The sequence below is a fragment of the Sandaracinobacter sp. T42 genome, from assembly GCF_059115405.1.
Genome location: NZ_CM181101.1, coordinates 1,436,462 through 1,449,578 on the forward strand (window position 1 = coordinate 1,436,462; position 13,117 = coordinate 1,449,578).

The following is a 13,117-nucleotide window of genomic DNA, read 5'->3' on the forward strand; positions in this document are numbered from 1 at the left end:
ACTCAGGCGGTCAGACGCTTCAGCGCTTCGTCGCGCCCGATCAGCGGCAGCAGCGCCGCCATGTCGGGGCCGTGCGGCTGGCCCGTCAGCGCGAGGCGCAGCGGCATGAAGAGGGCCTTGCCCTTGCGGCCGGTTGCGGCCTTCAGCGCTTCCGTCAGGTCGTTCCAGACGGAGGGGCCGAAGCTGAGGGATTCGAGCGCGGTTGCGGCTTCCCGCAGGAAGGCGCGGTCTTCTTCGGGCTGGGCGGGGGCTTCCAGCGGGCCGTGGATGACGGTGCGCCATTTTTCGGCTTCCGCCACGCTGGCGATGTTGCCGCGCACCGCGTTCCATTCCGCCTCGGCAAGGCTGGTGCGCCCGGCCACCGCTGAAAAGGGCGTGTGGTGCAGGATGGAGGCGTTCAGTCGTTCCAGCTCCGCCTCGTCGAAGCGGGCGGTGGCGCGGCCGAGGTGGCGGATGTCGAAGGCTTCGAGCAGGGGCTGGTCGCTTGTCACCGGCTCGACGGGCTGGCTGGTGCCCAGACGCGCCAGCAGCGCCTTCACGGCGATGGGCTCGATGCCCCGATCCCGGAATTCGGCGACGCCGATGGAGCCGAGGCGCTTCGAAAGCGCGCCGTCCGCGCCCGTCAGCAGGGCGGCATGGCCGAACAGCGGCGCGGGCCTGCCCATGGCGGCGAACATCTGCAGCTGGATGCCGGTGTTCGTCACATGATCCTCGCCGCGCACCACATGGGTGATGCCCATGTCCACATCGTCGATGACGGAGGGCAGCATGTAGAGCCAGCTGCCGTCGGCCCGGCGGATGACGGGGTCGGACAGCGAGGCCGGATCGATCCTGGACGGGCCGCGGATCAGGTCGTCCCACTCGTGCGGCAGGGCGGCATCCAGCCGGAACCGCCAGTGCGGCTTGCGGCCCTCCGCCTCGAACCGCTGATGATCGGCCTCCGTCAGCGCCAGCGCGGCGCGGTCATACACGGGCGGCAGCCCGCGCCCCAGCAGCACCTTGCGCTTCAGGTCCAGCTCCTCGGGCGTTTCATAGGCACGGTAGGCATGGCCGGCGGCGGCGAGTGCCCCCAGCACCTCTTCGTAGCGGGCCATTCGGGCGGATTGCTTCTCTTCCGCGTCCGGGGTCATTCCCAGCCATTGCAGGTCTTCGCGGATGGATTGGGCGAATTCCTCGGTCGAGCGCGCGGTATCGGTATCGTCCAGGCGCAGGATGAAGCGGCCGTCGGCCTGACGAGCCAGCAGCCAGTTCAGAAGCGCGGTGCGGACATTGCCGACATGCAGCCGGCCCGTGGGGGACGGGGCGAAACGGGTGACGATCATGCGCGCTCCCCTAGTCCGCCGCGCGGGAACTGGCAAATGCGCGCTATCTGAAGCGCGTGCCCTTCGGAACCTCCACCGGCGTGAACTGGCCCAGCGCGCAGGCGCCGAAACTCATCCGGCTCATCGGATCCACCAATTCGAACTGGTCCAGCGCGCAATACTGGCTGCCCTGGGTGCGGAACACCAGGATCCTGTCGTCCCTGAGCGAAGGGCAGCGGGTTCGCAGATCATTGCGGTACCAGCGGGAACCGGCGCGGAACATCAGCACCGAATCCCCGACCGGCGTGGTGGAGACCTGCGGCTTTCGGGAAATGCAGTTGCGCGCCTCGCCCGTCGCCTTCAGCGTGGCGGGGTCCGTTGGCGGCGCCTTGTCTGTGGCGGTGGCCGCGCCCGCCAGCATCAGCAGGGCGGCGGCAAGCAACATCCGGTCAGAACGCATCCTTGGCTCTCCTCCTCGCCCCCAGTTCCCCGGCATCGCGCGCGCGCAGGAACGGATTGGTTTCGAGTTCCTCGTGCAGGCGGAACGGCACCGTCGGCTGGCCCTGCGCACGGGCGGCCTGCACAGCGGCCAGGCGCGCGGCCAGCGCCCGGTTGTCCGGCTCGACCGTGATCGCGAAGCGGGCGTTCGACAGCGTATATTCGTGCGCGCAGAAGACCAGCGTGTCGGCAGGCAGCGCCTTCAGCCGGGAAAGCGCGGCGAACATGTCGTCCGCCGTGCCCTCGAACAGGCGCCCGCAGCCCATGGCGAAAAGCGTGTCGCCCGGGAACAGCAACCCCCGATCCGCGAAGTGATAGGCGATGTGGCCAGCCGTGTGCGCGCCCACGAAGATCACGTCCGCCAGAAGGTCGCCCAGGGCCACCTGATCCCCGTCGTCCACGGCGAAGTCCAGGCCGGGTATCTTCGCCGCTTCACGGGCCGGGCCGATCACGGTGCAGCCGGTGGCGGCCTTGATGGCCAGATTGCCGCCGACATGATCGGGGTGCCAGTGGGTGTTCAGGATATGGGTGATGGCGAGGCCCGCCGCTCCGGCCGCAGCCAGTACAGAGTCTGCGGTGGCCGGATCGATCACCGCCGCCTTGCCGTCGGCATAGGGAAGCAGCCAGACATAATTGTCTGACAGGGCGGGGATCCGGATCGGGGCGGTCATGCCATCATTCTACGCGCAAGGCGGATGAACCGCCAGTTACCGCCGCCGTCACCAGCTGCCGATGTTCGGGGCCGACACCCAGGGTTCGGCGGGCGGCAGGCGTTCGCCCATCTGCAGCAGTTCGATGGAGATTCCGTCCGGCGTGCGCACGAAGGCCATGTGCCCGTCACGCGGGGGGCGGTTGATCGTGACGCCATTGTCGGCAAGATGCTGGCAGGTGGCGTAGATATCCTCCACCGCGTAGGCGAGATGGCCGAAGTTGCGGCCGCCGGAATAGCCGGATTCGTCCCAGTTGTGGGTCAGTTCCACCTGCGCCGATTCGTCGCCGGATGCGGCCAGGAAGATCAGGGTGAATCGCCCCGCCTCATTGTCCATCCGGCGGATTTCCTTCAGCCCCAGCAGGTTGAAGAAGCGGATCGTTTCGTCCGGGTTGGACACGCGGATCATGGTGTGCAGATATTTCACGGCGGGAATCCTTGGCTTTCAGGGGGCTTTCAGCGAATGCCCTTCATATAGTTCCAGCAGCTTCACGATCCAGTCCGGCACGGGCGCCGGGCGGCCCCGTGCCTGCGCCACATGCACCTGGATCGTTTCCCCGGCGGCGCGCAGATCCTCGCCCTTTTCGCCGTTGGCGAGCCCGTGGATTTCCAGCGCCACCGAGATGGAGGAGCGGCCGATGCGGCTGGTGCGCACGCAGATCAGGATCTCTTCGTCCAGCAGGATCGGCGCCTTGTAGTCCACCGTGGCGCGCGCCAGGTGGAATTCGGCCCCGCCGCTGACGGGCGTTTGCTGGTAGATCCCCGCCTCGCGCCAGTATTCCGTCAGCGCGATGTCGAAATATTCGAGATAGCGGCTGTTGTAGACCACCGCCTGCGCGTCGATCTCTGGATAGTGGACCCGCTTTCGCCAGGCGAAGCGGAAGTCGGAACGGGGCATGGGCTCTCTCCTCGGTCGGCAGGGGTTGCGGCCGAAGGCCTTGCTGTCAAGCGCGGGAACGCGCAGCATGTGGGCACGGCAGGACAGGGCTGGGCGGAACGGAGGCGGACGATGGACTGGGGCAATTCTACCACGGTATCGGGTGCGCTGATCGGCGCCGGGCTGGCGCTGGCGGGGCTGTTCACGGCGACCGGCCTTTCGAACATCCGGCGTGGCGAATCGGTAGTGACTGTGCGCGGAGTCGCGGAACGGGACGTGCAGGCCGATCTGGCCACCTGGGTGATCGCCACCCAGGCCAATGGCAGCGATCTTGGAGTCGTTCAGGCCAAGGCCGACGCCGATGCGGATGCGGTGCGCGGATTCCTGGCCGCCCACGGGTTCAGCGCGGCGGAAATCCAGCCGCGCGGTTCGTCTGTCAGCCAGTATATGGACAATTCGCTGGGGCGGCTGAACATCACCATCCGCCAGCGCATTCTGGCGCGCACCACCGACATCGCCCGGATGGAGAAGGCCTTCGCCAGCCAGGCGGAGATCATCCGCAAGGGCGTCGCGCTGGACAGCGATGGCGGCGGGGGCGTGACCTACAGCTTCACGAAGCTGAACGAGGTGAAGCCCGCCATGATTGCCGAAGCCACGAAGAGCGCGCGGGAAGCCGCCGGCCAGTTCGCGCGCGACAGCGACACGAAGGTGGGCGGAATCCGGCAGGCGACACAGGGGTTGTTTTCCATCACCGGCCGCGAGGGTGACGCCGGGATCGGCACCGACACACCTTATCAGAAGGTCCGCGTGGTGACGACGATCGACTTCTACCTGGACTGACCCTGCGCCCCGATGCGGATCGGGCCTTATGGGGCGAGGATCTGCAGGGGCCATCCGTCGCGCCAGAGGATCGCCATGCGGCCCAGAAGGCCGATGAGGGCGATGGCGGCTGCGATCATGACATAATCCCAGGGCAGGAAGGACAGCCGCCCGATCCCGCGGCGTGCATGCATCCAGCCTGACAGCAGCAGGATGCCCAGCGCCAGCCCCGCCAGCAGGAGAGAGAGTGTCCAGCCCATTGTCTTGCAGTTAACTGGCAATCGCATATGAAACCCGCAAGGCGCGCCGCGCGCGACGTGCGGCTTTTTTCGGGAGACTGTCGATGCTTCGCATTCCTGTCGCAGCCACTGTTGTGGCCCTGTCCCTTTCGATCGGCGCGGCTGCCGAGCCGTCCGCAAAGCCGGCCACCCGCGCTGCCAGCCAGCGCGAGGCGAAATCCGAAGCCCAGACCGCTGCCGCGATCGACAAGGCGCTGGCCGGCGCCCATCGCAGTGACGCGAACCGCGCGCGCGACCAATATCGCCATCCGAAGGAAACGCTGCTGTTCTTCGGCCTGAGGCCGGACATGACCGTTGTGGAAGTTTCCCCCGGCGCCGGCTGGTACAGCGAGGTGATCGCCCCGGTTCTGGCGGGCAAGGGCCGCTATATCGCGGCCCACAACAATCCGCAGGGTTCGCCCAACGCCCAGCGCCAGCGCGCGGCCTTCGTGGAGAAGCTGAAGAGCAACCCGGACCTGTATGGCGCGGCGGCCGTGACGAGCTTCGGCAAGGGCTTCGAAACGAACCTGGCTGCCCCCGGCTCGGCCGACATGGTGCTGACGTTCCGCAACGTCCACAACTGGCAGATGGCCGGCTTCGCCCCCGAAGCCTTCAGGGCCTTCTATACGGCACTGAAGCCGGGCGGGATCCTGGGCGTTGTCGATCACCGTCTGCCAGAGGATCGGGAAGAGACCGAGGCGACCCGCCGGTCCGGCTACATGAAGCAGAGCGAGGTGATCCGGCTGGCGGAAGCCGCCGGTTTCCGGCTGGTGGGCAGCAGCGAGGTGAACGCGAACCCGAAGGATACGGCGGACTATCCCAAGGGCGTGTGGACATTGCCGCCGAACTTCACGCTGGGCGACACCGACCGGGCGAAATATGCAGCGATCGGCGAAAGCGACCGGATGACGCTGAAGTTCGTGAAACCCGAAAACTGACGCTGCACTCGGCGGGGGGTTCACAGCCGGTTCAAGCCGGCGCACACATGCCCCCGCCCATGCCGTTTGCCGCTGAAGCCCGATGACCCTTGCGCGCCCCGTGCCGTGGCTGCTGTGCGGACTCGCCGCGATGATCGCGGCGAAGCCGCTGCCGGCCCAGGTGGGCGTGGTGCCGGTGCGCCCGATGCCACCGGCCGAGCGGGACGGATGGATCGCGGGCCGGCCCAGCACCAAGGCCTGCATCGATACCTCGCGCATTGCCGGCGCGATCGTGGTTGACGCCCGCACCGTGGATGTCACGATGCGCGGCGACAAGCGCTGGCGGCTGACCCTTGCGCAGCAGTGCCCGCAGCTGAGCTATTATGGTGGCTTTTACTATCAGCCGCGCGTGCCGGGGAAGTTCTGCGCCGGCAATGACCGCATCATCAGCCGGGCCGGCGGCGCCTGCCGGGTGAGCAGTATCAGCGAACTGCGGCCCGCGCGCCGCCGCTGACCCCTGGGTCATTGCTTCCGGGCCAGGGATTCGGGCCGGAGATGCCGGGCCACAGATGGTGTGGCCATCGGGTGACAGGGGGCAGTCCTCAAATTGGTGAGGGGGCAAAACCCCTTTGCATGGCTGGACAAGCCCCTGTGCGACTGTTTCAATGTGATGGTCGGCCTGGGGAGGACCGACGGGAGAAATGCCGCACGGCCGGGAGAATCCGCGTTAATCCGCGGTGGCTGATAGTGGCAGGTCCGTTTGCCTCACCAGGCCTTGTCAGGCGCAGATCGCGTCCGAGGCATTTGGGGAGGTATCTGATGAAGGCAAGAAAAGTGGCCATCCGCGCTGCACTGGTTTCGGCCGTGTCGCTGCAGGGGCTGATGGGCATGGCCCATGCCCAGACGGCGTCGACGGGTGTCGAAGACATCATCGTGACGGCCCAGCGGCAGGCGCAGAGCCTGCAGGATGTGCCGATCGCCGTTTCGGCCTTCTCGTCGGAGGCGCTGACCGAGCGGCAGATCAACAACTCCACCCAGCTTCAGCTCTCGCTGCCGAACGTCACCTTCTCCAAGGGCAATTTCACCGGCGCCAGCTTCACCATCCGCGGCGTGGGTGACCTGTGCGTGGGCGTGTCGTGCGACAGCGCGACAGCCATCCACATGAACGACCTGCCGCTGTTCGCCACCCGAATCTTCGAAACGGAATTCTTCGATCTCGAACGGGTGGAAGTGCTGCGTGGCCCGCAGGGGACACTGTTCGGTCGCAACGCGACATCGGGCGTGGTGAACCTGGTTTCCGCCAAGCCTGACGCCAGCGCCCTGAAGGCTTCGGGCGAGGCAAGCTACGGCAACTTCAACGAAATCCGCCTGCAGGGCATGATCAACGTGCCGCTGGGCGAGAATTTCGCCGCCCGTCTCGCCGGTTTCTACATGAAGCGCGACGGTTACACCGAAAACCTCTTCAACGGCGACCGCTACGACGACCGGGACATGTTCGCGCTGCGCGGATCGCTGCGGTGGGAACCGACCGAAGCGACCACCATCGACCTGATGGGCTACTGGTTCAAGGAAGACGACAACCGGATGCGCATCCAGAAGCAGATGTGCCAGCGCGACCCGACGGGCGTGCTGGGCTGTCTGCCCGGCCGGCGTGAATATGGGTACACCAATGCCAACTCCACCTTCGTCGGCACGCTTTCGTCTCAGGAACTGCTGCGCATCCAGGGGGGCGCGGCCCTTGGTCCGCTGCTGTCAACCGCAGGTCTCGGCAGCCTTTATGGGCCTGATGCCTACAAGGGGCTGGTGAACCCTTCGGATCCCCGCAAGATCTACACGGACTACACCCCCACCTACATGGCGGAGGAAATCCAGGTCCAGGCCAAGATCGAGCATGATTTCGGGCCCGTGAAGGGCAAGATTTCCGGCCAGTATCAGGAAAACTCGGTCGACAGCTCGCAGGATTACAACAACTCCGTCCAGAACCGGGCCATCTACCAGCCGGGCATCAACAACCTGTTCGGGCTGGCGACCATTCTGCCGCAGTTCCAGCCGATGCTTGCGGCGATCTTCCCCAACGGGCCCACGGGCGATCTGTGCGTGTCTCTGCCGGAAGAGACCGGCATGGGGGTGTTCGGCGGAAACAAGTACTGCTCGGCAACGCCGCAGGATTTTGACCGCTCGAACCAGTATCTGAAGGCCTGGACGGTGGAAGGCATCCTTTCCACCGACTTCGACAGCAAGTTCAACTTCCTCGTCGGCGCTATCTACAATGACGTGAAGATGAAGGAGAACAGCTATTATGTGAACGCCTTCGGCATCGATTACGTCACCGGTGTCCTGGGTGCGGCGACGGCCCTTGGCACGCCGGCGCTGGGCAATGTGTTCCTGGGCACGCCCTTCTTCCGCAACAACACGCAGGATTTCCACCTGAAGAGCTACGGCATCTTCGGCGAAGCCTATTACGAGGCGACGGACTCGCTGAAGTTCACGGTCGGTCTGCGCTACAACAATGACTCGAAGAGCCTGCGGGCCCGCTCGACGCTGGCCAGCTTCCCGGTGCCCTTCACGGTCGGCAATGCCTTCGATTCGCCGTTCGTCGGCAGCTTCGATGCGGATCCGGGCCGCCCCGGCAACCAGCTGTGGCAGGAACGGGACGTCGCCTTCGACGAGATCACCGGCCGCTTCGTCGTCGACTACAAGGTCTCCGAGGACAGTCTGATCTATGCCTCCTATTCGCGGGGCTACAAGTCGGGCGGCATCAACCCGCCGCTGCAGCCGATCTTCGCCGTGCCCGAAACCTTCGCGCCGGAGTCGATCGACGCCTTCGAAATCGGTTCGAAGAACCGCTTCGCGGATGGCACCATCCAGCTGAACGCAACCGCCTTCTACTACAAGTACAAGGGTCTGCAGCTCGCCCGGATCGTGGCGCGCACCTCGGTCAACGACAATGTCGACGCCAACATCTGGGGCCTTGAAGTCGAAGGCATCGTGAACCCGATCCCGCCGCTCACGGTGAACCTCAGCCTGTCCTACCTCAACACCGAAGTCGCATCGGACAAGTATCTGGCGGATCCGTTCGATCCATCGGGCGGCCGTTCGGATGCGGTGATCGTGAAGGACATCACCAACGGCGCGAACTGCACGGTGATCCCGACAGGCGCCGGCGGCGCGGCGCTCAGCAACGGCTATGTCGCAGCCGTCAACTCGGCGCTGGGGCTGAAGGCGCCCACCGCCTTCCCGTCCGACAGCGGCATCAACGGCGCGACGGGCGCCTTCGGCATCTGCTCGGTGCTGTCGGCGACGGCGGCGGCGAACGGTGTGTCTGTCGTCAGCCCGGGCATTGCCAACAACATCAAGGGCAACGAACTGCCGCAGGCGCCGGAATTCAAGATTTCCGGCGGCGTGCAGTGGACCCAGGACCTGTCGAGCGGAATGACGATCGTGCCGCGCTGGGATTTCGCCATGACGGGCGACAGCTATGGCAGCGTCTTCAACTCCGCCCGCACCCGCGTTCCTTCCTACTTCGTGATGAACGCCCAGGTTCAGCTGAACGGGGTGGACGACCGCTGGTATGTCCGCGCCTATATCCAGAACATCGGCAACAACAGCGCCATCACGGGCCTTTACTCGACGGACCAGTCCTCGGGGAATTTCACCAACATCTTTACCCTGGAACCCCGCCGCTACGGCCTGACCGCGGGTTTCCGCTTCTGACGGTTATCGGGGAGGACGGGCGGTTTCACCGCCCGCCAGCGAGGGAGGGGAGCGGCCAGTCCGCTCCCCTCTTTCTGTTCGGCGCCTGAGCCCCGTTCGGCGCAGCCCTTTTCTTGTGCGTCGCAGCGCGCTATTGCGCGTACGCCGGGCGCATGTCGCGATAGCCGGCCCCCAAGGAACCGATTTGCCCTTTTCCGACCTGCACCTTTCGGATGCCCTACTGAACGCCGTCGCCGACAGCGGCTATACCGAGCCGACCGCGATTCAGGCGGCCGCCATTCCCGCGGTTCTGATGGGCAAGGATCTGATCGCCGTCGCGCAGACCGGCACCGGCAAGACGGCCAGCTTTGTTCTGCCGATGATCGACATCCTGGCGGAAGGACGCAGCCGGGCGCGCATGCCGCGCAGCCTGATCCTTGAGCCCACGCGCGAACTGGCCGCGCAGGTGGCCGAGAATTTCGAGAAATACGGCAAGTATCACAAGCTTTCGATGGCGTTGCTGATCGGCGGTGTTGCCTTCGGTGATCAGGACAAGGCCCTGGAAAAGGGTGTGGATGTGCTGATCGCCACCCCTGGCCGCCTGCTCGACCAGCATTCCCGCGGGAAGATCCTGCTGTCTGGCGTGGACGTGCTGGTGATCGACGAGGCCGACCGCATGCTGGACATGGGCTTCATCCCCGATGTCGAGAAGATCTGCACCCTGATCAAGGCGGAGCGGCAGACGCTGCTGTTTTCCGCAACCATGCCGGCGCCCGTCAAGAAGCTGGCCGACCGCTTCATGACCAGCCCGAAGATGGTGGAAGTGGCCCGCCCCGCCACCACCAACAAGGATATCGCCCAGTCGCTGATGCCGGCCGAAAGCCGGCAGAAGCGGGACGTTCTGCGCGAACTGATCCGCGCCGAAGACGTGAAGACGGGCATCATTTTCTGCAACCGCAAGACGACCGTGCGCGACCTTGCCGCCAGCCTGAAGCGGCACAAGTTCAAGGTGGGTCAGATCCATGGCGACATGGAACAGGCGGACCGCATCAAGGAACTGGACCGCTTCAAGGACGGGGAGATCAACATTCTCGTCGCGTCCGACGTGGCGGCGCGCGGGCTGGACATCAAGGGCGTCAGCCATGTGTTCAACTTCGACGTACCCTGGCACCCGGATGATTATGTCCACCGCATCGGCCGCACCGGGCGGGCCGGGCAGAAGGGGATCGCCATCACCCTCTTCACGCCCGACGATGCCGAGGCGATCGCCAACATCGAGAAACTGACCGGCCAGAGCATCCCGCGCCGCGCGCCGATGGCAGCCGGTGCGCCGGAAGGGGAAGGCGGCCGCTCCGAGCGACCCCGGCGGGCAGCGGAACCGACGGAGCCATCCGCAAGGCCCATTCGCAAGGCAGCGCACGCCGGGGACGAATCGCAGGACGAACGGCGGGGCAGGGAAACGCCCGGTGAAACGCCGGCCCGCCAGCAGGCCCCGCGCGAGCGGAGCCGCGCCGAACCGGACCGCGAGCGCCGGCAGCGTGGCGATCAGCCCCGCGACGGCCGGCAACGGGATCGTCAGCGGCCGGATCGGGAACCGCGCGAGAGGGACGACGGGCCGCCGATCGGCCCCGGTTTCGGCGAGGAGGGCGTGCCTGCCTTCCTGCTGGTTTCCGCCCGCGGCTGAGCATCAGCTAGCCATTTGCCGAGCGGCGGCGGGGCCATCCCGCGCGCTACATCCTCTGCAACCCGAGTGGAGGAAGACGGCATGGCCTACGAACATATCACCTGGAACGAAGCGGACGGCGTCGCAACGCTGACGATCAACCGGCCCGAGCGGTTGAACAGCCTGAACACCGATGTGATCCGCGAGATGATCGACGCGGTGGATCAGATCCGCGATGGGGTCTCCTCTGCGCGCTGCCTGGTGCTGACGGGGGCCGGGCGCGGCTTTTCCAGCGGTGCCGATCTGGCCCCCGGAACGGCGGGTGGCAGTGGCGGCGGTTCCGGCGGACCGATCGATGCCGGCAAGGTGCTGGAAACCCATTTCAATGTGCTGCTGGAACGGCTGTTCGCGCTGCCGGTGCCCGTGGTGACTGCGGTGAACGGCCCGGCGGCGGGTGCCGGATGTTCCTATGCGCTGGCCGGTGACATCATCGTGGCTGCGAAATCCGCCTATTTCCTGCAGGCCTTCGTGAATATCGGGCTGGTGCCGGATGTCGGCTCCACCTGGCTGTTGCCGCGCATGATCGGGCGCGCCCGCGCCACCCGCATGATGATGCTGGGCGAACGGATTCCGGCCGACCTCGCCTATGAATGGGGCCTGGTTTCCGAAGTGGTGGAGGACGACGATCTTCAGGCCCGCGCGGCGGAAATCGCGAAGAAGCTCGCCACCGGCCCCACCAAGGCGCTCACGCTGATCCGCACCGGCATCCGCGACTGCATGGACAAGAGCCTGACCGAAGGCCTGATGGTGGAACGGCGCAACCAGATGCTGGCCGGTCGCAGCGCCGATTTCGCCGAAGGCGTGATGGCCTTTCTGCAGAAGCGCCCCGCGCAGTTCACGGGGAAGTAAGCCCACAGACTCAGGCGTGGGCCGCCAGTGCCGGCCCTGGCACCTGTAACACTTGCCTTTCTTGCCCCGGGCTGCTTCATGCCCGGGGCATGACAGATCATCGAGCCCTGCGTGACGCCTTTGGATGTTTCGCCACCGGCGTCACCATCGTGACCAGCTTCGATGCCCATCGCCGCCCGGTCGGCTTCACTGCCAACAGCTTCACATCCGTCTCGCTGGATCCGCCGCTGCTGCTTGTCTGCCCCGGACGCAACACGGCCAGCCTTCCGGCCATCCGGCACACCGGCCTGTTCGGCGTCAGTGTTCTTTCATCGGCCCAGCGTGATGTGGCGGAGCGCTTCGCGACCAGGGGCGTTGATCGATTTTCCCATGGCGAATGGGTGGAATCGGAATCCGGCGTGCTGCTGCTGGAGGGCGCCTGCGCCAATTTCGCCTGTGCGCTCGCCAACGATATCGAGGCCGGGGATCATCAGGTGCTGATCGGCCGGATCGAAAGCTTCCGTTCGGCCGGGGATCGCAACCCGCTGATGTATCTGCGCGGCGGTTACGCCTGAGCCGGCTATGCCCGGGCGGGACGTGCCGGTTGCCTTAGCGCGACCACCATGCCCGCCAGCGCCAGGACGGCGCCGGTGGCGGCCATCGGGGTCCAGCGGAAGCCTTCCAGCAGGGTGGAGATCGCCATCGCCAGGATCGGGATCAGCACGCTTGTCCAGGCTGCTTCCGCAGGGCCCATCTGCCGGACCAGATCGAAATAGAGCGCGAACGCGATCGCGCTGGCGAAGATGCCCAGATAGAGGAAGCCCAGCCAGTAGCCGGGCGCCGGATCGAACTGCGGTGGCCCGCTGATCGCCAGTGCCAGAACCGCGTTCACGCCGGCCCCCATCAGCATCGCCCAGCCCAGCCCCGCCAGCGCCGGGAATGTCAGTGCGCGGGGGCTTGCCTGCATCACATTGGCGATGCTGGCCGAAAGAATGCCCGCCACCACCAGAGAAAGGCCGAGCAGCGTATCGGCCCGGTCGCCGGGCAGGCTGAGCTGTTGGGCGAACAGCAGCCCGACGCCCAGGATGCCCAGCGCGGAGCCGAGCGCGAAGTGCCCGCTGATCCGACGCCCGAGGAAGAGGCGGGCCAGGATCGCATTGGGCACCATCAGCAGCGCGAAGGCCACCGCCGGAATACCCGAGGGGATATAGAGTTCCGACCGGTAGACGAAGTTGAAGTTCATCACGAACTGGAACAGCCCGAAGATGAACAGGAAGGGCAGGGCCGTTCGCGGCACCGTCAGCGGCAGGCCGCGGATCGCGCACCAGCCCAGCAGGGCCAGCCCGCCCGTGAGGAAGCGGTAGCAGACCGACCAGCTTGGGTTCACCGTGCCGAGCTGGAACTTGATGACGATCCAGGTCGTCCCCCAGATCAGGGTGACGGCGGCGAACTGAAGGATGATGCGCGGGCTCAC

Annotated in this window: 14 protein-coding genes; 7 read left to right on the forward strand and 7 right to left on the reverse strand. The window is 66.1% G+C overall.

Going from position 1 to position 13,117, the window contains the following annotated elements:
• Positions 1–2: 2 nt before the first annotated feature.
• The 5 genes from gltX to ACW9TV_RS06945 are packed head-to-tail and all read right to left on the reverse strand — an operon-like array spanning position 3 to position 3,406.
• On the reverse strand, positions 3–1,322 hold the full coding sequence (gene gltX, locus ACW9TV_RS06925) for a glutamate--tRNA ligase (protein ID WP_494302775.1): 1,320 nt from the start codon (positions 1,320–1,322) through the stop codon (positions 3–5).
• A 43-nt stretch (positions 1,323–1,365) separates the two neighbouring features.
• Entirely contained in the window at positions 1,366–1,761 is a 396-nt protein-coding gene (locus ACW9TV_RS06930) for a hypothetical protein (protein ID WP_494302776.1), read from the reverse strand.
• Complete coding sequence (gene gloB / locus ACW9TV_RS06935) at positions 1,751–2,470, reverse strand: hydroxyacylglutathione hydrolase (RefSeq protein WP_494302777.1); 720 nt, start codon at positions 2,468–2,470, stop codon at positions 1,751–1,753. Before gloB ends, ACW9TV_RS06930 begins: the two co-directional genes overlap by 11 nt.
• 48 nt (positions 2,471–2,518) lie before the next feature.
• Positions 2,519–2,935 (reverse strand): VOC family protein, encoded by a 417-nt coding sequence (locus ACW9TV_RS06940; protein ID WP_494302778.1) that lies wholly within the window; start codon positions 2,933–2,935, stop codon positions 2,519–2,521.
• Positions 2,936–2,953: 18 nt separating this feature from the next.
• The gene (locus tag ACW9TV_RS06945) at positions 2,954–3,406 is read right to left on the reverse strand and encodes an acyl-CoA thioesterase (protein ID WP_494302779.1); all 453 of its coding nucleotides are present in this window, start codon (positions 3,404–3,406) and stop codon (positions 2,954–2,956) included.
• 111 nt (positions 3,407–3,517) lie between these two features.
• Between ACW9TV_RS06945 and ACW9TV_RS06950 the strand changes: the two genes are divergently transcribed.
• On the forward strand, positions 3,518–4,225 hold the full coding sequence (locus ACW9TV_RS06950; protein ID WP_494302780.1) for an SIMPL domain-containing protein: 708 nt from the start codon (positions 3,518–3,520) through the stop codon (positions 4,223–4,225).
• A gap of 26 nt (positions 4,226–4,251) precedes the next feature.
• On the opposite strand, the gene ACW9TV_RS06955 is transcribed toward ACW9TV_RS06950, so the two are convergent.
• Entirely contained in the window at positions 4,252–4,464 is a 213-nt protein-coding gene (locus tag ACW9TV_RS06955; RefSeq protein ID WP_494302781.1) for a hypothetical protein, read from the reverse strand.
• Positions 4,465–4,547: 83 nt separating this feature from the next.
• On the opposite strand from ACW9TV_RS06955, the gene ACW9TV_RS06960 reads away from it, so the two are divergent.
• From ACW9TV_RS06960 to ACW9TV_RS06985, 6 genes are all read left to right on the forward strand, one after another.
• Positions 4,548–5,420 carry a class I SAM-dependent methyltransferase gene (locus ACW9TV_RS06960; protein WP_494302782.1) on the forward strand — a complete coding sequence of 291 codons (873 nt, stop codon included), beginning with the start codon at positions 4,548–4,550 and terminating at the stop codon, positions 5,418–5,420.
• A gap of 82 nt (positions 5,421–5,502) precedes the next feature.
• The gene (locus tag ACW9TV_RS06965) at positions 5,503–5,913 is read left to right on the forward strand and encodes a hypothetical protein (protein WP_494302783.1); all 411 of its coding nucleotides are present in this window, start codon (positions 5,503–5,505) and stop codon (positions 5,911–5,913) included.
• A 305-nt stretch (positions 5,914–6,218) separates the two neighbouring features.
• On the forward strand, positions 6,219–9,113 hold the full coding sequence (locus ACW9TV_RS06970; RefSeq protein ID WP_494302784.1) for a TonB-dependent receptor: 2,895 nt from the start codon (positions 6,219–6,221) through the stop codon (positions 9,111–9,113).
• A gap of 184 nt (positions 9,114–9,297) precedes the next feature.
• Positions 9,298–10,776 carry a DEAD/DEAH box helicase gene (locus ACW9TV_RS06975; RefSeq protein WP_494302785.1) on the forward strand — a complete coding sequence of 493 codons (1,479 nt, stop codon included), beginning with the start codon at positions 9,298–9,300 and terminating at the stop codon, positions 10,774–10,776.
• Between the two features lie 81 nt (positions 10,777–10,857).
• A complete protein-coding gene (locus ACW9TV_RS06980; RefSeq protein WP_494302786.1) occupies positions 10,858–11,664 on the forward strand; it encodes an enoyl-CoA hydratase-related protein in 807 nt (268 codons plus the stop codon).
• An 89-nt stretch (positions 11,665–11,753) separates the two neighbouring features.
• Positions 11,754–12,218 (forward strand): flavin reductase family protein, encoded by a 465-nt coding sequence (locus tag ACW9TV_RS06985; protein ID WP_494302787.1) that lies wholly within the window; start codon positions 11,754–11,756, stop codon positions 12,216–12,218.
• Between the two features lie 5 nt (positions 12,219–12,223).
• Here ACW9TV_RS06985 and ACW9TV_RS06990 read toward each other — a convergent pair whose 3' ends face one another.
• Positions 12,224–13,117: a DMT family transporter gene (locus ACW9TV_RS06990; protein WP_494302788.1), complete on the reverse strand. Its 894-nt coding sequence runs from the start codon at positions 13,115–13,117 to the stop codon at positions 12,224–12,226.

Excerpts from the sequence above, each read along its gene's own strand:
- ACW9TV_RS06985 (WP_494302787.1), top strand. The coding sequence starts at position 11,754 with ATGACAGATCATCGAGCCCTGCGTGACGCCTTTGGATGTTTCGCCACC.
- ACW9TV_RS06980 (WP_494302786.1), top strand. The coding sequence starts at position 10,858 with ATGGCCTACGAACATATCACCTGGAACGAAGCGGACGGCGTCGCAACG.
- ACW9TV_RS06960 (WP_494302782.1), top strand. The coding sequence starts at position 4,548 with ATGCTTCGCATTCCTGTCGCAGCCACTGTTGTGGCCCTGTCCCTTTCG.
- gltX (WP_494302775.1), bottom strand. The coding sequence starts at position 1,322 with ATGATCGTCACCCGTTTCGCCCCGTCCCCCACGGGCCGGCTGCATGTC.
- gloB (WP_494302777.1), bottom strand. The coding sequence starts at position 2,470 with ATGACCGCCCCGATCCGGATCCCCGCCCTGTCAGACAATTATGTCTGG.
- ACW9TV_RS06950 (WP_494302780.1), top strand. The coding sequence starts at position 3,518 with ATGGACTGGGGCAATTCTACCACGGTATCGGGTGCGCTGATCGGCGCC.
- ACW9TV_RS06945 (WP_494302779.1), bottom strand. The coding sequence starts at position 3,406 with ATGCCCCGTTCCGACTTCCGCTTCGCCTGGCGAAAGCGGGTCCACTAT.
- ACW9TV_RS06970 (WP_494302784.1), top strand. The coding sequence starts at position 6,219 with ATGAAGGCAAGAAAAGTGGCCATCCGCGCTGCACTGGTTTCGGCCGTG.
- ACW9TV_RS06965 (WP_494302783.1), top strand. The coding sequence starts at position 5,503 with ATGACCCTTGCGCGCCCCGTGCCGTGGCTGCTGTGCGGACTCGCCGCG.
- ACW9TV_RS06930 (WP_494302776.1), bottom strand. The coding sequence starts at position 1,761 with ATGCGTTCTGACCGGATGTTGCTTGCCGCCGCCCTGCTGATGCTGGCG.
- ACW9TV_RS06955 (WP_494302781.1), bottom strand. The coding sequence starts at position 4,464 with ATGGGCTGGACACTCTCTCTCCTGCTGGCGGGGCTGGCGCTGGGCATC.